Source organism: Argonema galeatum A003/A1 (assembly GCF_023333595.1).
GTDB classification, from domain to species: Bacteria; Cyanobacteriota; Cyanobacteriia; order Cyanobacteriales; family Aerosakkonemataceae; genus Argonema; species Argonema galeatum.
The window spans coordinates 35,626-52,917 of sequence record NZ_JAIQZM010000044.1 but is presented as its reverse complement, the minus strand read 5'-3'; the positions used below and the strand labels follow the sequence as shown (position 1 = coordinate 52,917).

General features: G+C 45.1%; 23 protein-coding genes. 15 read left to right on the top strand and 8 right to left on the bottom strand.

Annotated features, from left to right (window positions below):
- Positions 1–112 precede the first annotated feature (112 nt).
- The 6 genes from LAY41_RS28425 to LAY41_RS28400 all read left to right on the top strand — a co-directional run bounded on the left by LAY41_RS28425 (position 113) and on the right by LAY41_RS28400 (position 3,079).
- Positions 113–349 (top strand): hypothetical protein, encoded by a 237-nt coding sequence (locus LAY41_RS28425; protein ID WP_249105428.1) that lies wholly within the window; start codon positions 113–115, stop codon positions 347–349.
- Positions 315–1,451 carry a formylglycine-generating enzyme family protein gene (locus LAY41_RS28420; RefSeq protein ID WP_338023070.1) on the top strand — a complete coding sequence of 379 codons (1,137 nt, stop codon included), beginning with the start codon at positions 315–317 and terminating at the stop codon, positions 1,449–1,451. Before LAY41_RS28425 ends, LAY41_RS28420 begins: the two co-directional genes overlap by 35 nt.
- 298 nt (positions 1,452–1,749) lie before the next feature.
- Positions 1,750–2,085, top strand: a complete 336-nt coding sequence (locus tag LAY41_RS28415; RefSeq protein WP_249105426.1) for a type II toxin-antitoxin system RelE/ParE family toxin — start codon at positions 1,750–1,752, stop codon at positions 2,083–2,085.
- A complete protein-coding gene (locus LAY41_RS28410) occupies positions 2,075–2,380 on the top strand; it encodes a helix-turn-helix domain-containing transcriptional regulator (protein ID WP_249105424.1) in 306 nt (101 codons plus the stop codon). The genes LAY41_RS28415 and LAY41_RS28410 overlap by 11 nt, the downstream gene beginning before the upstream one ends.
- A 59-nt stretch (positions 2,381–2,439) precedes the next feature.
- Positions 2,440–2,784: a type II toxin-antitoxin system RelE/ParE family toxin gene (locus LAY41_RS28405; RefSeq protein ID WP_249065131.1), complete on the top strand. Its 345-nt coding sequence runs from the start codon at positions 2,440–2,442 to the stop codon at positions 2,782–2,784.
- Complete coding sequence (locus LAY41_RS28400) at positions 2,756–3,079, top strand: transcriptional regulator (protein WP_249105422.1); 324 nt, start codon at positions 2,756–2,758, stop codon at positions 3,077–3,079. Before LAY41_RS28405 ends, LAY41_RS28400 begins: the two co-directional genes overlap by 29 nt.
- 23 nt (positions 3,080–3,102) lie before the next feature.
- Here LAY41_RS28400 and LAY41_RS28395 read toward each other — a convergent pair whose 3' ends face one another.
- The 4 genes from LAY41_RS28395 to LAY41_RS28380 all read right to left on the bottom strand — a co-directional run bounded on the left by LAY41_RS28395 (position 3,103) and on the right by LAY41_RS28380 (position 7,079).
- Entirely contained in the window at positions 3,103–3,723 is a 621-nt protein-coding gene (locus LAY41_RS28395; RefSeq protein ID WP_249105420.1) for a hypothetical protein, read from the bottom strand.
- Positions 3,724–3,840: 117 nt separating this feature from the next.
- Complete coding sequence (thiD, locus tag LAY41_RS28390) at positions 3,841–4,665, bottom strand: bifunctional hydroxymethylpyrimidine kinase/phosphomethylpyrimidine kinase (protein ID WP_249105418.1); 825 nt, start codon at positions 4,663–4,665, stop codon at positions 3,841–3,843.
- 119 nt (positions 4,666–4,784) lie between these two features.
- The gene (gene ftsZ / locus LAY41_RS28385) at positions 4,785–6,044 is read right to left on the bottom strand and encodes a cell division protein FtsZ (protein WP_275974450.1); all 1,260 of its coding nucleotides are present in this window, start codon (positions 6,042–6,044) and stop codon (positions 4,785–4,787) included.
- A gap of 162 nt (positions 6,045–6,206) precedes the next feature.
- A complete protein-coding gene (locus LAY41_RS28380; protein ID WP_249105416.1) occupies positions 6,207–7,079 on the bottom strand; it encodes a cell division protein FtsQ/DivIB in 873 nt (290 codons plus the stop codon).
- 257 nt (positions 7,080–7,336) lie between these two features.
- On the opposite strand from LAY41_RS28380, the gene LAY41_RS28375 reads away from it, so the two are divergent.
- Positions 7,337–7,579 (top strand): hypothetical protein, encoded by a 243-nt coding sequence (locus tag LAY41_RS28375; RefSeq protein ID WP_338023069.1) that lies wholly within the window; start codon positions 7,337–7,339, stop codon positions 7,577–7,579.
- A gap of 115 nt (positions 7,580–7,694) precedes the next feature.
- Here LAY41_RS28375 and LAY41_RS28370 read toward each other — a convergent pair whose 3' ends face one another.
- Positions 7,695–8,174, bottom strand: a complete 480-nt coding sequence (locus tag LAY41_RS28370; protein WP_249105414.1) for an orange carotenoid protein N-terminal domain-containing protein — start codon at positions 8,172–8,174, stop codon at positions 7,695–7,697.
- Between the two features lie 176 nt (positions 8,175–8,350).
- Complete coding sequence (locus tag LAY41_RS28365; RefSeq protein ID WP_249105412.1) at positions 8,351–8,752, bottom strand: fasciclin domain-containing protein; 402 nt, start codon at positions 8,750–8,752, stop codon at positions 8,351–8,353.
- 300 nt (positions 8,753–9,052) lie between these two features.
- On the opposite strand from LAY41_RS28365, the gene LAY41_RS28360 reads away from it, so the two are divergent.
- Positions 9,053–11,080: a GAF domain-containing sensor histidine kinase gene (locus LAY41_RS28360; protein ID WP_249105410.1), complete on the top strand. Its 2,028-nt coding sequence runs from the start codon at positions 9,053–9,055 to the stop codon at positions 11,078–11,080.
- 85 nt (positions 11,081–11,165) lie between these two features.
- On the opposite strand, the gene LAY41_RS28355 is transcribed toward LAY41_RS28360, so the two are convergent.
- Complete coding sequence (locus tag LAY41_RS28355; protein ID WP_249105407.1) at positions 11,166–11,480, bottom strand: RNA recognition motif domain-containing protein; 315 nt, start codon at positions 11,478–11,480, stop codon at positions 11,166–11,168.
- A gap of 475 nt (positions 11,481–11,955) precedes the next feature.
- Between LAY41_RS28355 and LAY41_RS28350 the strand changes: the two genes are divergently transcribed.
- From LAY41_RS28350 to LAY41_RS28320, 7 genes are all read left to right on the top strand, one after another.
- Positions 11,956–12,939 (top strand): RNA polymerase sigma factor, RpoD/SigA family, encoded by a 984-nt coding sequence (locus tag LAY41_RS28350; protein ID WP_249105405.1) that lies wholly within the window; start codon positions 11,956–11,958, stop codon positions 12,937–12,939.
- Positions 12,940–13,260: 321 nt separating this feature from the next.
- Positions 13,261–13,665, top strand: a complete 405-nt coding sequence (locus LAY41_RS28345) for a fasciclin domain-containing protein (RefSeq protein WP_249105402.1) — start codon at positions 13,261–13,263, stop codon at positions 13,663–13,665.
- 590 nt (positions 13,666–14,255) lie between these two features.
- Positions 14,256–14,429 carry a hypothetical protein gene (locus LAY41_RS28340; protein WP_249105400.1) on the top strand — a complete coding sequence of 58 codons (174 nt, stop codon included), beginning with the start codon at positions 14,256–14,258 and terminating at the stop codon, positions 14,427–14,429.
- A gap of 42 nt (positions 14,430–14,471) precedes the next feature.
- Positions 14,472–16,151, top strand: coding sequence for a PRC-barrel domain-containing protein (locus tag LAY41_RS28335; RefSeq protein ID WP_249105398.1), 1,680 nt, complete (start codon positions 14,472–14,474; stop codon positions 16,149–16,151).
- Complete coding sequence (locus LAY41_RS28330; RefSeq protein ID WP_249105396.1) at positions 16,151–16,318, top strand: hypothetical protein; 168 nt, start codon at positions 16,151–16,153, stop codon at positions 16,316–16,318. The genes LAY41_RS28335 and LAY41_RS28330 overlap by 1 nt, the downstream gene beginning before the upstream one ends.
- An 80-nt stretch (positions 16,319–16,398) precedes the next feature.
- Complete coding sequence (locus LAY41_RS28325) at positions 16,399–16,617, top strand: hypothetical protein (RefSeq protein WP_249105394.1); 219 nt, start codon at positions 16,399–16,401, stop codon at positions 16,615–16,617.
- The gene (locus LAY41_RS28320; RefSeq protein ID WP_249105392.1) at positions 16,614–16,883 is read left to right on the top strand and encodes a type II toxin-antitoxin system RelE family toxin; all 270 of its coding nucleotides are present in this window, start codon (positions 16,614–16,616) and stop codon (positions 16,881–16,883) included. Before LAY41_RS28325 ends, LAY41_RS28320 begins: the two co-directional genes overlap by 4 nt.
- A 192-nt stretch (positions 16,884–17,075) precedes the next feature.
- Here the strand turns inward: LAY41_RS28320 and LAY41_RS28315 are convergent, their stop codons facing one another.
- On the bottom strand, positions 17,076–17,216 hold the full coding sequence (locus tag LAY41_RS28315; RefSeq protein ID WP_249105390.1) for a hypothetical protein: 141 nt from the start codon (positions 17,214–17,216) through the stop codon (positions 17,076–17,078).
- Positions 17,217–17,292: the final 76 nt, after the last annotated feature.

The window sequence follows — 17,292 nt, the reverse complement described above, 5'->3', positions numbered from 1 at the left end:
TAATCAATCCTCTACATTTAAGAAATTGGTTTGCTAATTGCTGCTACTGTACCTCATAACAGCGGGAACCGCTGTATCCACAGTGAAACAATTGCGAATTACAAACACAATAATGCTGGAAATTCATAAAAACATTGTTTTTGATGATAATCAGCAACCCATAGCCGTACAAATTCCGATTGCTGAATTTGAAAAAATTGAGGAAATATTAGAAGATTACGGCTTGGCAAAGTTAATTGCAGAAGCTGAAAATGAAGAGCGACTTTCCAAGGAAGAAGCTTTACAGTACTATCAATTACTGAAGGTTAATCATAATGACAGAAAATCCCAATCAACCGAGAGCTTATGATGTCGTAATGGGTGGTCAAAATACGCCACCTATTAATGCCGTTGTCTTAGGAGGAATCGAAGGCGTTAAACGACGTTTAGCTAATCCAGAAATAGAAGTAAGAGTTGCTGCACTGAAAGACGCACTTAAATATGAAGAAGCAGGCTTAGACTTAATTATTCAAGCTTTGCAAGATAAATCAAATCAGATTAAATTTACTGCTTATTCCCTGCTCAAAGATAGAACAGAACCAAAAGTTAAACAGCAACTAAATAAATTTTTTCCCCGCAGCCAGTTTGATGTTATAACAGTTAATGAATTTGGGCAAGAAATTAGTCGTCGCAGTCAGGAAGCCCGAGGCTTTCCAGAAGACTTGGGGAAGGGAGTTTTTCTGAAAATGGTATCGATTCCTGGTGGTACTTTTATGATGGGTTCGCCGGAGACGGAGAAAGGACGGGATAGCGATGAAGGGCCACAGCATCAAGTAACTGTGGCACCTTTTTTTATGGGGAAATATGAAGTAACTCAAGCTCAATGGAAAGTTGTCGCTGCTTTACCGCAAATTAATATATCTTTGAATGCTAATCCATCACGCTTTAAAGGTGCAAATCGACCTGTACAAAATGTACCTTGGAATGAAGCACAGGAATTTTGCGCCCGACTTTCTATAAAAACGGGGAAAACTTATCGTTTACCAAGCGAAGCTGAATGGGAATATGCTTGTCGTGCGGGAACTACTACACCTTTCTATTTTGGAGAAACTATTACTACGGATTTAGCTAATTACAACGGAAGTTCTATTTATGGTTCTGAATGGAAAGGAATTGATCGTCAACAAACAACTGATGTGGGAAGTTTTCCACCGAATGCTTTTGGACTTTATGATATGCACGGGAATGTTTGGGAATGGTGTGCTGATTCTTATCACGAAAATTATAATGGTGCTACGTCTGATGGAAGTGTTTGGGAGTCTGGTGGAAATAATATCCGGTTGGTGCGTGGAGGTTCTTGGTTCAACTCTCCTGCGTACTGCCGTAGTGCGAGTCGTAATAGTGGCGCTCTGGATTACTGGTACGTCATTTTGGGATTTCGGGTAGCGGTATCGTCCGGATTCCTTTTGTAGTCTCCTTTGCCAGGACTCTTCCCTTTTCTCTTTTACCCTTTTACCCTTTTCCCTTCTTTTCCCTTTTCACTTCTTCCGCCTACGGCGGATCAAAATTTTTTTTTTGAAAATAGGAGTAAATTATATCTTGTGCCAGTTACCAGACCCGCCTGGGATTCAAATCCCAGGCTAATAGCGAAAGTCCACTGAAGTGGACTGAATATTAATAACACAAGAGTCTGTAGGGTGCGTCAGAGGGCAAAATTTTGGCGGCAATGATTAATTTTATTCTTCTGACGCACCCTACAAATTTGATGATATGATTAAGTTTGGGGCAGACACTTCCGGATGGAGCGTGGAGGTTCTTGGAACAACTCTCCTGCGAATTGCCGTAGTGCGAATCGTAATAGGAACGCTCTGGATAACAGGAACTGAACGAGTTGAACTAGGTAATTTTGGTGACTGTCGATCTGTTGGTGAAGGCATTTCTGAATTGAGAATCAACTATGGCCCAGGCTATCGGATCTACTTTGGACAACTAGGAACAACTATTGTGCTTCTTCTATGTGGCGGAGATAAAAGCACCCAACAAGAAGATATCACCAAAGCTAAGGAGTATTGGGAAGAATATGAAAAGCGTGAAAATGCCAACTAGCGATAGCTACCGCGAGTTTCTAATTGAATGTCTGAAAGACCCCGAACACGCTGCTGGCTTTATTGAAACTATCTTAGAAGAAAAAGATCCCGAACCGGAACTGCTCCGCAATGCGCTTAGAAAAGTTGCAGAGGCTTATCTAAAAAGCAATAAACTCTCAGATTCTGCGAAGCAGTGTCATGAAAAACTTGACAAGATACTGACAGAAAGTAATGCTTCTGAAATTTACACTTTTATTGAATTACTGGATGAACTGGGTTTTCGAGTAGCGATACGCGCTGACGCCGACGAATAGCGCGATCGCACCCAGGCATTTGCCCTAATATTATTATGGTAAGCGGCTACAATGAAATCATGGAAGTGCAACCAAAGCAAATTCGACGTTATATTACCCAAGATGGCAGAGTTCCTTTTGCTCAGTGGTTGGATTCCCTTCGAGATCCAAAAGCCAAAAACCGGATTCAGTTGAGGCTTGACCGAATTGAGGAAGGCAATTTAGGGGATTGCCGTTCAGTTGGAGAAGGAGTTTTTGAGCTTAGAATTGATTATGGCCCTGGTTATCGAGTCTATTTTGGACAAATAGAATCTATTATTGTACTTCTCCTCTGTGGTGGAGATAAAAGCACTCAAGATCGAGATATTCGCAAAGCTAAGGAGTATTGGGCTGATTATGAAAAATCTGAAAACGCCAACGAGTGATAGCTATCACGACTACCTAATTGAGTCTCTTAAAAACCGCGAAGAAGCGGCGGGTTATATTGAGGTGGTGCTGGAAGAAGGAGGCGACCAACCAATATTACTACGAAAGGCAATTAGAAATGTGGTTGAGTCTTGTGCGAAAAGCGATCGACTTTCTGATTCAGCGAAACAGTTGCATGAAAAACTCGATCGCATTCTAACAGAAAGTAATGCTACTGAAATTTACACTTTCGTAGAGTTACTAAATGCGATCGGTTTTCGAGTTGCGATCGCACCCAAACATCCTCAATCCTAAATGCGATCGCTTCTTTTACCAGTTTATCGCTTCGGTAACATCGGACGCATAATCAAATAACCAGCACCGAACGCCGTCACCACAATCATAACGATCGCCAACGTCAACCACCATCCATTCACCTCAGAACTTTTTTCTGGCCCAGATCGACGACGATTGCGGGTTTCTGGCTGTTCTATCACTAATTTTGCGGGTAACCCAGAGTCTATCGATTCCATTTCTTGGAAAATGGTTGAGATATCTACCCCAGGCGCAGAAGGGGTAGCGTTGGAAACAGAACGAGTCCGACGAGGCATCTGAGGTGCTTCTGGTATAGATCGGCCCGGTTCGTTTCTTAATTCGGGATGAGTGTAGGAAGGTTGACTCCAGCCACTTGGTACAGAAGAGTCCGCTATCTGCTGTAGATGGAGACTCGCATGAACAACCTTTTCAATTTCCCGACGCAGCTGTTGATTTTGTTGAGTAATCTGCTGATTTTGGTTATTCAGCGAGTCCAGCATCACCTTAGTCGCTTGCAACTCTGCTGCGAGTTCTCTATAAAGCGAAATTGGTACGGAAGGTGAGTAAGCACCGGGTGCTGTTTGGGGATTATGACCTGCACTCGCATTGGGCACCGATTGCTTGGGATTGAAGTTAGATGTCATAAGCTTCTTCGCTTTACCTAGAGTTGCGTCAGACAGAGGCGACCTGTATAACTATGCCTCAGAATAGTCCAGATCGGGAAAATATCACAAGCTGATTTAAAATATTCTTTTTTATTCCTACAGAGGCTTCTGCAATAAGGGAAAAAAGTGTCCCACCGGCCCTTGACCCTGACCGATATTTAAAGCATACTGCAAAGCGGCGCTGACATAATCCTTTGCCAGTCGAACAGCAGAGAATAAATCTTTGCCTAGTGCTAGATTAGCTGCGATCGCAGCTGCGAGAGTACAACCAGTACCGTGAGTATTCGTCGTCTCTACCGTCGATGCACTCAAAGTTTCCAGCCGACTACCATCAAACCAAACATCCACACCACGCAGACTCCCCTGCATCCCGCCTCCCTTGACCAAAACAGCAGTAGATCCCAGTCGGTGAATACGCTGTGCTGCCGATCGCATATCATCCAGAGTCAGAATCTCCAACCCACTTAAAATTTGCGCTTCATAACGATTTGGCGTTACGATCGCCGCTTGGGGGATCAGCTTGGAGCGCAAGCACATTACCGCATCATTGTCAATCAATTGGGCACCTGTACGCGACACCATCACCGGATCGACCACCAAGTTATTCAGCCCTAAAGCTTCTATGCGATCGGCCACTGCGGAGATAATCTCCTGGTTGAGCAGCATTCCCGTTTTGGTCGCTTGCACCCCCATATCTGCAACCACTGCCTCAATTTGGGCTATAACAGCCGCAGCCGGTAGAGCGTCAACTCGTGTGACGCCCAAAGTATTCTGAGCCGTCACGCAGGTGATGGCGCTGGTGCCGTGAACGCAGTGAAAGGCAAATGTCCGTAAATCGGCCTGAATTCCAGCACCGCCACCACTATCGGAACCAGCTACAGTCATAGCTACAGGTACGCTTAAGCCAGTTCTTGCCCTCATACTACCAAAAGGATGAAAGATTCTGGACCATTGGGCGGCAAAGCAGACCCCTTTGCCGTCGCCGACCCGTACTGCATAGGCTAGGAGCGAAATTACGGCTTGATAGGTAAGTTTTGGCCTTATTTCGGCGGACGTCTCCTTTGGAGAAACTCCGGTATGTCCAAGCCACCTGGTTTATCTGGGGACTCAGTAGTTGTGGGAGGGTTAGTTGGGGCCTGTGATATCGATCGCGGTGGTTGAACCCTAGCACCCCGCGATTGCGTTGAGCCTTGCGGTTCGCCACTAAACCCAGTCGCAATCACCGTAATCCTAATTTCGCCTTGCAGCCTTTCATCAATAACTGCCCCAAAAATAATATTGGCGTTGGGATCGACTACTTCGTAGATAGTTTCCGCAGCCGCATTGACTTCGTGCAAAGTCAGATCGGTTCCACCCGTAATATTAAACACCACGCCTTTGGCTCCATCCACCGAAGCTTCCAGCAAGGGAGAGGAAATAGCTGCGATCGCCGCCTCTCTGGCACGGGATTTGCCAGAACCAACACCGATCCCCATCAAAGCTGAGCCTGCATCCGCCATAATAGCGCGGACATCGGCAAAGTCAACATTAACTAAGCCAGGGATAGTGATGATATCCGAGATCCCCTGCACACCCTGACGCAGAATGTCATCTGCTACCCGAAAAGCCTCCTGCACCGGCGTTGTCTCTGGGATCACCGACAGCAGGCGATCGTTCGGAATAATAATCAGCGTATCTACCCGACTTTGCAAAGCCGCAATGCCTTCCTCCGCCTGGTTGGTGCGCCGCCGTCCTTCAAACAAAAAAGGACGAGTTACCACCCCAACGGTTAAAGCGCCTACTTCCTTTGCGGTTTCAGCAACGATTGGTGCTGCACCAGTACCCGTACCGCCTCCCATCCCAGCCGTAATAAAAACGAGATCCGAATTGGCTACAGCTGCGGCAATTTCGTCGCGGGACTCCTCAGCGGCTTTCTGACCGATCGCCGGATTGCCGCCCGCTCCCAGCCCCCGCGTCAATTTCTGTCCCACTTGCAAGCGTCTTGAGGCAGATGATAAAGTCAGAGCTTGAGCATCTGTATTAATCGCCCAAAACTCCACACCAGCAAGATCGCTGGCGATCATGCGGTTAACCGCATTGCTTCCACCCCCGCCGACGCCAATCACCTTAATTTTGGCTATCCGACTTGGCACGATATCGCTACTTCGAGATGTTTCCTCAGCCATACCTTTGGCATCGCGAACTTGACCGAACTGAAATACAGTATAGGGATTAACGGCGTCCACCGTCGGTGCCAAACCCGGTTGTCCCTCTGCTTGGGAACGGTTAAAAGCGAGCCCCTGTTTATTATTAAGCGTCATTGCTCTTCAAAAATAGCTGGTAAACAACTTTTCAATTTTAGGTAGCTCAAGTCAACTATAGGCTATGTCGGTTGAAAAACCAATAATAGTGACAAGGCCGATTTTTCGGTTGAAAACGCCTTTTTCTAATAGCCCTACGGTTACGATCTCTGCGATCGGTTTTTAGCGAGTATCGGGATCTTTGTCCGAACTTGCTGGTTCTAGCAGTTGAATCGCTGGGGCTTCTGGTTTTTTGAGGTCAATGTAGGCAATTTGGCGTCCATTAAGTTTAGCTGACAATTGCCTCAAGCGATCCAGAACTTTGAGTTGCTGCTCCACCAACTGGGAACTGTACGAGCCCAGATGTACGATTCCTAACTCAGTTTTCAAGATTAAATTTTCCGGGTCTTGCCAGTCTATCTCAGAAACTTTCACAGGACTACGACGAACTACTTGATAAAGTTGAGACCAGTATGGGAGATACTTCTCTCTAGAACCGATAATTTTCAGCTTTGGTAACGGAAACGACTTATCTATGCTGGGGTTGCTTTTTATAGGCATCCAAGCACCCTTTTCATCAAGTAACCCCACAGTCGATTGTTGGGATCGCGTTTTTTCATCTTTTGCGGCTATCGAGAGGCTGCATCGAACGTTTGTACACGCTAAAGCCACCGGCTGTCTTTCCTGAATTTGTACTGTCAGGCTGGGCGGGAATAGCTGCCGGGTAACTGTAGCTTTGGCAATCAGCGACTGCCTCGACTCCAGTTTTGCAGCAAGCGCTTGAGGTTCAATCCGAAGCAAAGACTGGGGATAGGATAAGGATAACAGAGACCGAATCGTTCTAGAGGAAAGAAGTTGATTGCCCTCTATAGAGATCTGCTCTGGGTTACGGATTACCCACACCGGTTGGGTGCTTCCCCAAAGTAAACCCAGGGCCAAACTGCTGAGCGCTAAAGTCCGCCAAATATCGTTAACCGTGTGGCGACGCCTTTGGCGACGCAAGGTTTTACGCCGCTGGCTCAAGTCCGCTGGCGAGACTGATACAATACTGGTCATCCTCATCCCTCAAATATGTGATACTATTCGACTGGTTAGTTTACTATGCTTAAGCGTTGCATAGTAAATACTCGCTATTTGTTCAAATCTTCCAGACAACCGCAGATTATTATACACAACAGCTTATTTTCCCTTGTTAAATCCAAACGCTCCGGAAGCTAGAGCCCGCATTTCACCATCCGGGACTGACCAGCCAGCTATTTAGCGCTCACATTGGCTGCGGTAAGTCCATTGAACTGCAAAGGCTAAGGACAGAGTTGGAGCAGCAAGTATTTTATGTAGTTTATTTTGAATCCAGTCAAGACCTCGTGGTGATTATCTATAATCTGGATCGGGTAGATATGCGCCCTATGACGGCCAGCGGACTAGAGCCGCCAGAGTATCTGTTAATCGATCGAGGCGAACAATTGCAGAAACTCAATTGCCATATAGTTTACACCATTGCGCTCGATTCGATATCCCCTATTTTCACAACCTATAAGTTAAGAAACTCAATTTAATAGCTATATAAAAATTCAAACTAGAAATCCCTCGCTAACTCTAGTGACTCTAGCGAGGGAGAAAATAATATGTAGCACTCTCAAAAGGAAATGGTATTACTTTGATTGACCAAACCTAAATACTAGAGCCACCCGCTGCTTCGGCACCCATTTCTAACACGGCACCGCGTAAGAAATCGATTTGTTCTTGAAAACTCATTCCTTCGATCTTCGCCAACAAATCTTTTCCGGCTTGGGGAAGTTGATATTCACTAGGCACGGGAATAATAGTACCGTTCTCCATGCCTTGGGCTAAAAAGTACCAAAAAGCGAGTTTAGTTTCGGGGCTCAAAGAGCCATATTCACGGCTAATTTGAGTATTCGCTCTTGAAGCAATATCGCGCTGAACTTGCAGCTGCTCTTGATGAGGAAGTGGCTTAACTTGATTGAACAATCCTTGAGCGATTTCAGAACCAGAAGCGCCAGGAGCGGCTGGGGTTATAGACTTACCTAATTTGGTATAAACGAACCACAGTAAACCGAGTTGGTCGTCTACGCTCAAGCTTTTTAAGGCTGTTTTACCTCGATCGTAAGCACTCACATTCGTAACTGTCATAGTAATCCCGTCGTTTTGTTAACTCACAGTTACATAGTGAAACAAAGAGTAACGTTTTTACCCCTGCAAGAAGGTAGAAACTTGGCAGGGTATCTAGAGTAGGCAAACCCTACTCAAGGTAGATGTACTTAGGTTTAAACAGCCTTGTTGACTAATTTCCTAGCTTGAGGGCTAACTTACCCCATGAGAATCACCGTGTCAATCACATGAATAACACCGTTATCTGCTTCGATATCTGGTGCTAGAACCGTGGCATTTTTTACCTCAAAACCATGAGCGCAATCAATCTTGATAGGTGAACCTTCAACGGAAATGACAGCATCAACTTTGGCTAGATCTGCTTTCAGCAACTTACCAGAAACGACATGATAGGTTAAAATCCTTGCGAGCTGGGGAATATTCTGCAACAGGGTTTGTATAGTTCCCGGTGGCAGCTTGGCAAAGGCGTCGTCATTCGGAGCAAAGACGGTGAAGGGGCCAGGACTTTTGAGCGTATCCACTAAACCAGCGGCTTGGACAGCTGCCACCAAAGTTTTGAAAGAACCAGCATCGACCGCAATATCAACAATGTCAGGCATATATCTTAGTTGATTTTTTTGGGGAAATTGAGTATCGGGGTAGTGTTTGCATATACTATACGCGATCGCTACCCCTATTTGTCATATAATAAGAAGTACGCAAACTACAGCTTATCCTGGCTTTGTTAACTTATATAACAAAGTTAAAGGGTTAAAAATATCCCGTCCAACTCTAAAATTGTTCCGGCTCGATATCAAGCCTAGTTTCTATACGTTTACCAAAATACATAAATCGTGTTTTGCTTGCACTAGATTGACAGAAACATTTTAATAGAAAATAAACCAAAGGAGAACAAGTTAATGAAAAAGTTATTGTCAAGCAATACAGTGAACGAAGTTACGGGCCAACAGGAGAAAGTACAGGAAGCAATGCTATTGCGTCCGTCTGAGCAAGATAATGCGCGATCGCGCCTATTAACTTTGGGCGCAGAAGTGGGATCGGCTTTGTCAAAAGGGGGAACTTTATCAGAAATTCTCCTAGTTTGCACCGAGACTATAGCCCACTATCTGGACACAACCAATGTGTGTATCTGGACTTTTGACCAAAATAAAAATTTGCTCTCAATGGGGGCATTTGCTGGCCAGAATATTTATAGTGCAAGCTTGCCAAAGCAGATAATTTGCCAACAGGATGAAGCGGTAAGTATGAAAAATAAATTAATACCTTATGGTTTCATGTTTCCACCTTTTACCAGTCGATTATATACTCTAATTGTAGAGGAGCGTCTGGTAGGCGTGATGGTACTTTTTGGGAACCAATCTTTCACCGAGGAGGACGATATTCTATTAAGTTGGCTAGCCAATAATATGGCGTTGGGAATTGAGCGTATTTTGGTGCAACAAGAAGAACAACAAAATCAACCGGAGAATTTGCTACTTCATCTGACAAATCAGTTGCGTAACTCTCTAGATTTAAATAGCATTTTGGAAATTGCTGTTAACGAAGTACGCAGTTTATTGCAAATCGATAGATGCCATTTCGTCTGGTATTTCCCCCATTCTCAAAACCCAAGGTTTACTATCACTCATGAAGCCCAAAATTCTAATTTGCAGAGTTTATTAGGTGACTTTCCCGCACAACAGTCTAGCGTCTTACTTAACAAAATCAGTAATTTGGAAATAATTCGCATCGACGATATAGTTAGAAAGTCTGACTTAGATATTGAAACACGAGATATTTTAACCAAATTGGGTATTACCTCGCAACTGCTGCTACCGCTTAAAATTCATTCCGGTCAGTTTGGAGCGATCGTCTGTAGCCATTCTAATGGTTCTCGTTCTTGGAGCGACAGTGAAGTTGAGCTGCTGCAAGCTGTGTGCGATCGAGTGGCGATCGCGATCGATCGAGCTGAATTCTACGCCCAAAATCGCGCTAGCACCTTAGCTGCACAAGCGCAAGCTCAACAGCTGAGTGCAGCTTTACATAAGTTACAGCACACGCAAGCTCAACTCGTGCAACAAGAAAAAATGTCTAGCTTAGGGCAAATGATGGCAGGAATTGCTCATGAAATCAACAACCCAGTTAACTTTATCAATGGCAATCTAATCCACGCTAGCGACTACATAGAAGACTTGCTGGAGTTATTACATCTCTATGAGGAATCCTATCCCAATCCAGTCCCCGCCATTCAAGATAAGATTGAAGCAATTGACTGGAAATTTCTGGTCCAGGACTTGCCCAAACTGTTGTCTTCGATGAAGATAGGTGCCGATCGCATTCATCAAATTGTTTTATCCCTGCGGAATTTCTCTCGCCTCGATCAAGCAGAAATGAAGGCAGTGGACATTCATGAAGGAATTGATAACACCCTGATGATTCTACAAAGTCGCTTAAAAGCAAGCGGTCAAAATCCCGGCATTCAAGTTATTAAAGAATACGGCAAACTGCCGCTTGTAGAGTGTTATGCCGGACAGCTTAATCAGGTATTTATGAATATCCTCAACAATGCGATCGATGCTCTGGAACTGAGGACCATTGACTGGGGGCTCTTGACTGGGAAAAATTATTCTCAATTCTCAATCCAAAATCCAAAATCTAAAATCCAAAATCTGGAAATTCGGATTCGCACTGAAATGCTGGACGGCGACAAAGTGGTCATCAGAATTAAAGACAATGGCCCAGGCATGACGGAAGATGTTATCAAGAGGTTGTTCGATCCGTTCTTTACTACAAAACCAGTGGGTAAAGGAACCGGACTAGGGCTATCGATTACCTACCAAATTGTAGTAGAGAAGCATGGCGGAACGATCGAGTGTCTGTCAGAACCTGGAAAAGGATCTGAATTTTGGGTTCAAATACCCGTCAGGGCTAGAGCATCGTTTAATTGAGGTAGCTTTCTTCTCCGTGCCCTAATCAAAAAGACATCCCACGCCTTTAGGCATGGGATGTCTCACAGATATCGCCTTTTAGAGCTTAGTAGCGCCGACCGCCGCCACCGCCGCCACCGCCCTTATTTCCCCAGCTTCCTCCAGAAGGACCTCTTTCCTCACGAGGTTTTGCCTTATTCACCTTCAGGTCGCGACCCATCCACTCAGCACCGTCAAGGGCTTCAATCGCAGCAGTTTCCTCCGCCTCTGTCCCCATTTCGATAAAGGCAAATCCACGCAGACGACCTGTTTCGCGGTCTGTAGGCAACTGAACCCGCTTGACCGTACCGTACTCTGCAAAGGTTGTATTCAGGTCTTCCTGGGTGACCTCGTAGGATAGATTGCCGACATAGATTGACATGAAATAATCTCCGAGAACCATAGAGTGTAGAGAGTTAGATTCGGAGAAACGCTTGACAAACGAATTACACAGCCGAAAATAATCCTTAGTAAACATACTAGCATAATATTATGGAAAATACCTTAAAAATAATCAATTCGCTCAAAGGCTTATGGCAGAAGGCTCATAGCTGTATGCGGATCGAGAAGCAACGATATTGATTGGCTGTAAACTCACCACATTTTTGTTCATCGTCCATAATAAAAGTACCTATTAAGCCAACCAGTTCGGTAGGTTAAGCTGAATCTTCAACCCAAAGGCCCTTAGAGCTTAGTACACTTTTCAAAGAAAATGAAGATAATTATGGTACTCAAAGATATTTATTCGTTCTGTACTCATACTTCCCTGTCCCAGGTGCGATCGCAAAGTCAACCCTAATCCATCTTGACGATTCGAGGCAGGTGCTACCCATTTTAACGCATTCAACACTAAATTTATGTCTATTTCTGCAACTTCAATACACCAGGCTCAACCCAACTTCAGTACGGATATGGTGCGAACCTACCTACTCGAAATTGGTCGAATCCCCTTATTGACCAAGGAGCAAGAAGTCATATATGGCAAGCAAGTTCAGCAGATGATGGCTCTATATGAGGGTAAAGAAGCGATCGCACAGAGCTTAGGTTGCGAGCCAAGTGTTGAAGAGTGGGCACTGCAAGCTCATCTGGAGCAGGGCGAGATGAACTCTGTTTTGGCGAAGGGGCAACAAGCAAAGCAAAAGATGATTGAGGCCAACTTACGTCTGGTGGTCTCTATAGCAAAGAAATATCAGAAGCGCGGCGTTGAGTTTTTGGACTTGATTCAGGAAGGAACCCTTGGTTTGGAGCGCGGTGTAGAGAAATTTGACCCCAAGCAAGGCTACAAGTTGTCCACCTATGTTTACTGGTGGATTCGTCAAGGGATGACCAGAGCGATTTCCCAGCAAGGTCGCACCATTCGGCTCCCCAGTCACATTTATGAAAGGATCGCTAAAATCAAGAAGATTCAAAAGCAACTTTTTCATGAGTTGGGTCGTAATGCGACGCCAGCAGAAATTGCACAAGTCTTGGAGTTAGACACCTCCGAAGTTAGGAAATTATTGCTGCTAGCCCGACGACCGTTTTCTTTAGATTTACGAGTCGGAGAAAATCAGGACACAGAATTTATTGATATGTTGCAAGATGAGAGTCCTTCGCCAGAGGAGTATATGATGGGCGAAGCATTGCGTCAGGATGTTCGGCAATTGTTAGCAGAATTGTCTCCTCGACAGCGGGAAGTTATGATCCTACGCTTCGGTTTGGAAAACAACCAAGCGCAGAGTTTGCAAGAAATTGGCGAACTGCTTGGTCTGAGTCGCGAACGGGTTCGTCAGATTGAGATGCAAGCCTTAGCTAATCTGCGTCGCCATAGGAATAGGGTGCGCGAGTACCTTGTAATTTGATCTTTATCGCTGACTCAGCACTCAAGATAATTTGTACGGCATTGCCCACTATCGCCTTCCGAACTTGGTGGAGCGGGTGAGGTGGGCAATGCCAACCCTACGTTTAATTATAAGTAATTTATTCTGAAAGTCAAAATTTATCTGACAAATTATCTATAGTTAATTTACACTTACAATTGAAAACATATCAATATATGTATAAAAAACATTCAGTATATTGATTGTTTGAACTAAATAAATTAGGTAAGTATCTAAAGGTAGATACTATTTATTGAAAATTAGTTTATGTTTGTAACAGATGACACAAAACTAGGTGAATACGTGGCTGACATTGTTGATACTGCCGTTAATGCTGGTTCTTTCAGCACCCTAGTTGCCGCAGTCAAGGCTGCCAATTTGGTAGATACTCTAAAAGGCGCTGGCCCCTTCACCGTTTTTGCGCCTACTGATGAGGCGTTTGCTAAGCTTCCCGAAGGCACAGTAGACGCACTGCTTAAGGACATTCCAAAGCTCAAGAAAATCTTGACTTATCATGTCGTTTCAGGCAAGGTAATGGCGGCTGACGTGGTTAAGTTGAAATCAGCTACAACCGTTGAAGGTTCAGATGTAAAAATTGACGCTTCCAATGGCGGCGTCAAGGTGAATGATGCTAAAGTCTCAACAGCAGATGTTGCTGCTGATAACGGTGTCATCCACATCATTGACACAGTGTTGATTCCTGCGTAATCAAGCACTTAGATAGCTTAATACTATCTCTGGGGCAGCAACTATCTATAGTCGCTGCCCCACCACTGTTTGGATGTATTTAGTTCTTCCCTTGTCAATTATGCAGATTTGGACACGACATATAGCAACCGCCAGGGCGGTTAAGACATTCTTAATTCCACCAAACCCTTGATTCTAAACCCTTCTGACCCTAGCCCCTAGCAAGAAAGCCCCTAGTCCCTAGCTATAATAAAATAATGTCGGTCATCCAAAGTTTTAATTATGCCGTATCCCTACAAAAATGTTCACCATGAACATCAGCATAATAATTCCAAAAGACCCCGATACTGTGACTACCTAAACGGAAGTGATACCACCCAGTTTTTCACTAGAGCGTGCAGAATTTGCTATCTGTTGAGCAGCTTTGAAAAGGTATTTATATTGATAGATGTAAATATTTTCAAATATAAATATATTTGATTCAGTAGGCTAAGTTTTTTATAAATATTAAATAAGCCAACACTGCCTCGTCTTTAACTTCTCCTGGCTACGAGAGGATAGAGGGGCTGTATCGCAGTTTGTTTAACTACCTTTTGACAAGGAAAAAGTGTATGCCAAGACTTATTGGAAAACGTTCTAATGGTAACCCAGTTATAGCTCTGCTGTTTCTGTTCGCGATCGGTACAGGTGTGTCGCTGGAGTATTTCGGCTATATGAATTTGGTTCCAGGCTTTGGTCGAAACGTTCAATACACCAGTCAGCAAGGTCATTTCTGGAAAAAGTAGGATTGGCGGATTTATTCAAAAAAATTGATTTAAGAGGCAGAAATGAGAAAAGGTACTGACCTGATCGATAAAGCTATTATTGCTTACGATACAGGTAGAAGAATTGCACGGGTTCAAGACTTAGTTTTTGACCAGGATGATAATGAGTTGCTTGGCTTTCTAGTCAAGGAAAGTGGGCTGTTTCGTAGTGCCAAAGTGATTCCACTGGGAGCGGTAAAAGCGATCGGGCCTAACGCGATCGTTGTTGCTGACGATAATGCGATCGTTTCCGCAAGCGAAGTGCCTAAAATCGACAAGGTTCTCGATCGCAACTTGGTTCTCAAAGGCACTCGCGTTTTGACTACAGACGGTCGCTACCTCGGTTCGGTTGTGGATCTGTATTTTGATGACCAGACTGGAAGGATTGAGGGTTATGAAGCATCGGGTGGGCTGTTTGCAGATGCTTATTCTGGACGCTCCTTTATCCCTGCTCCTTATGATGTCAAAATTGGTGAAGAAATTACCTTTGTGCCGCCTGAAATCGCTGATTTAATGGCGGAGCAAGTGGGTGGAGTTCTCGGTGCCGTACAAACGGCTGGTAGCAGAATACAAGAGTCCAGCGAAGCGGCTAATCAAAGGATACAACAAGCGGCTGTCGCAACGAATGCCAGAATCCAGCAAGGTGTAGAATCTGCAAATATTAGGCTGCAAGATGCAGGTGTGGCAACGAATGCCAAAATCCAGCAAGGTGTCGAATCTGCAAACATGATGCTGCAAGAAGCAGCAAACGGTACTGGCGATCGCATTGCACAAGGTAGTCGCAGTGCTGTTACCGCTGTTACGAACGGACTGATTAGTCCAGAAGAACAGTTGGCATATGCTCTAGGGAAACAACTCGATCGCGATGTAGCCTCAAAAGACGGGGCTATGTTCGCGCTCAAAGACCAACTGGTTACATTGTCACTAGCTGACGAGGCGCAGCGACTCGGCATCTTGGATCGGCTCTATCGTGCGACGGGTGGAAGTCTGACGGCTGGAATCGATCGACGTTTTCAAGACACGACGACTCAAGCGGAAACTCATCTGCAAGGAACAACTCGTAGTGCTAACATTGCGCTGTCGAGCACACTGGCTCGGATGGGAGTCGATCAAGCCAAAGGTCGCCGCGCTCAGCGATTGCTTCGCGATGAAAATGGCACGATTATCGCCGCTCCCGGTCAGATTGTAACGGATATCGTGATTGAAAGAGCGAAAGTGCGGGGGCGTGAAGCTGCCCTACTTGATGCCGTTGGCTTGCAGCCTTCTGAAGCGGCTCGATACAGTACTAAAGATGCCTTCTCTCGAACTGGGACGAAATTTCAGGAAGAGGCTGCGATCGCGCAAGAGAATGCCAGTGTATTGTGGCAAAACCTGAAAGAGAAGTTTAGCGAAGTTCAGGGTCGGGGTACTAAAGCTTTTCATCAGAAGCGAATCGAGCAAGCGTTGGGGCGTCCTGTCACTCGCGTCATTTTAGATCCCCAGGACAACATCATCCTCAACGTGGGCGAGTTGATCACCCATCGAGCTATTCAGCAGGCAGAGCAAGGCGGAGTGCTGAATATTCTACTTAACTCAGTCTACATGAAACAGCCAAACATCTCTGAGACAGAGCTTCGCGCTCCAGAACAGGGTATGGCTTCGCTTGAGCGCGAACATAGAATTGAGTTACAGCAGAGAGTTCTTTTGGAAAACTCCCATCTGTAGTGGTTTTGGGAGATAGTTGCGGGCGATCGTGTGCCTTAGAGAAGATCTGCGATCGCATCGAAATGCTTAAGACGGACAGCCTGACGCACTCGATCGAGGCGATCGCAGGTAAGTGCGGGAATAAAATACAGCCTAAGTATGTATTAGACCGCACTTTTGGTGTCTAATACATACTTAGGCTGCTTGAGTTGTCCGTTGAGGCGATAATAGATAGGATATTAATTCTCATTTCAAGAGTGCGGTAGCCATGACTGAGTTGCTTGAACGTGCGGTAGCCAAATTGAAAACTCTGCCTGCTGATGAGCAGGATGCGATCGCTGCAATGATTCTGGAAGAACTCGAAGATGAAATTAAATGGGATTCAGCATTTGCGCGTTCCCAAAATGCCCTTGCTAAACTCGCAGCCGAGGCAATGGCTGAGCATCGCGCTTCTCAAACCCAAGAGTTAGATCCAGAAACATTGTGAAGTCACGCACAACTATCCAATTCCGCAAAGCATTTGCCGATCTACCAGAGCAAGTTCAAGAGCAAACACGCGAGGCATATCGCCAATTCAAGCAAGATCCTAGCCATCCAAGTCTGCGCTTCAAAAAAGTACATCAAGAATTGCCAATTTACTCTGCTCGGATCGGCAAAAGTTATCGAGCAGTTGGACAGTTAGACGGAGATATAGTCGTTTGGTTTTGGGTTGGTTCACACGCAGAGTATGACAAACTACTCTCTCAGTTGTAGTCACGCCGCCTAACCACACAGTGCAGCGGACGGAACAGAGAAGGAAGGAATGACGAATACTTGGAACCGGGTTGAGTCTTGGTTAGCGTCAAATTCGCACTTTCTATTCCATTGCACTTTTGAGGAAAAAAAACCGACCATCAGGTCGGGGCAGAGGGGAAAGATTTCTAGTAGTCGATTAGCTTAACCGAGTTAACTAAGAAATACCGTCTGCAAAATCAGAACTCCAGCAATACCTAATGTAGCGATCGCCAATAAGATATTGTTAAAGAAGTCCCCTGCTTCATTGTTGAAGCCTAATGCCTTGTCTTCTTGGCCTAGACGGTCTGCCACAAGCCTCTCCAGGAGAAGCATTTTTGGACTTTAGGAGCCGAATAAGCGACCTGTATTTTTTTGACAGCTAACTATG

Excerpts from the sequence above, each read along its gene's own strand:
- LAY41_RS28425 (WP_249105428.1), top strand. The coding sequence starts at position 113 with ATGCTGGAAATTCATAAAAACATTGTTTTTGATGATAATCAGCAACCC.
- LAY41_RS28420 (WP_338023070.1), top strand. The coding sequence starts at position 315 with ATGACAGAAAATCCCAATCAACCGAGAGCTTATGATGTCGTAATGGGT.
- LAY41_RS28415 (WP_249105426.1), top strand. The coding sequence starts at position 1,750 with ATGATTAAGTTTGGGGCAGACACTTCCGGATGGAGCGTGGAGGTTCTT.
- LAY41_RS28410 (WP_249105424.1), top strand. The coding sequence starts at position 2,075 with ATGCCAACTAGCGATAGCTACCGCGAGTTTCTAATTGAATGTCTGAAA.
- LAY41_RS28405 (WP_249065131.1), top strand. The coding sequence starts at position 2,440 with ATGGAAGTGCAACCAAAGCAAATTCGACGTTATATTACCCAAGATGGC.
- LAY41_RS28400 (WP_249105422.1), top strand. The coding sequence starts at position 2,756 with ATGAAAAATCTGAAAACGCCAACGAGTGATAGCTATCACGACTACCTA.
- LAY41_RS28395 (WP_249105420.1), bottom strand. The coding sequence starts at position 3,723 with ATGACATCTAACTTCAATCCCAAGCAATCGGTGCCCAATGCGAGTGCA.
- thiD (WP_249105418.1), bottom strand. The coding sequence starts at position 4,665 with ATGAGGGCAAGAACTGGCTTAAGCGTACCTGTAGCTATGACTGTAGCT.
- ftsZ (WP_275974450.1), bottom strand. The coding sequence starts at position 6,044 with ATGACGCTTAATAATAAACAGGGGCTCGCTTTTAACCGTTCCCAAGCA.
- LAY41_RS28380 (WP_249105416.1), bottom strand. The coding sequence starts at position 7,079 with ATGACCAGTATTGTATCAGTCTCGCCAGCGGACTTGAGCCAGCGGCGT.
- LAY41_RS28370 (WP_249105414.1), bottom strand. The coding sequence starts at position 8,174 with ATGACAGTTACGAATGTGAGTGCTTACGATCGAGGTAAAACAGCCTTA.
- LAY41_RS28365 (WP_249105412.1), bottom strand. The coding sequence starts at position 8,752 with ATGCCTGACATTGTTGATATTGCGGTCGATGCTGGTTCTTTCAAAACT.
- LAY41_RS28360 (WP_249105410.1), top strand. The coding sequence starts at position 9,053 with ATGAAAAAGTTATTGTCAAGCAATACAGTGAACGAAGTTACGGGCCAA.
- LAY41_RS28355 (WP_249105407.1), bottom strand. The coding sequence starts at position 11,480 with ATGTCAATCTATGTCGGCAATCTATCCTACGAGGTCACCCAGGAAGAC.
- LAY41_RS28350 (WP_249105405.1), top strand. The coding sequence starts at position 11,956 with ATGTCTATTTCTGCAACTTCAATACACCAGGCTCAACCCAACTTCAGT.
- LAY41_RS28340 (WP_249105400.1), top strand. The coding sequence starts at position 14,256 with ATGCCAAGACTTATTGGAAAACGTTCTAATGGTAACCCAGTTATAGCT.
- LAY41_RS28335 (WP_249105398.1), top strand. The coding sequence starts at position 14,472 with ATGAGAAAAGGTACTGACCTGATCGATAAAGCTATTATTGCTTACGAT.
- LAY41_RS28325 (WP_249105394.1), top strand. The coding sequence starts at position 16,399 with ATGACTGAGTTGCTTGAACGTGCGGTAGCCAAATTGAAAACTCTGCCT.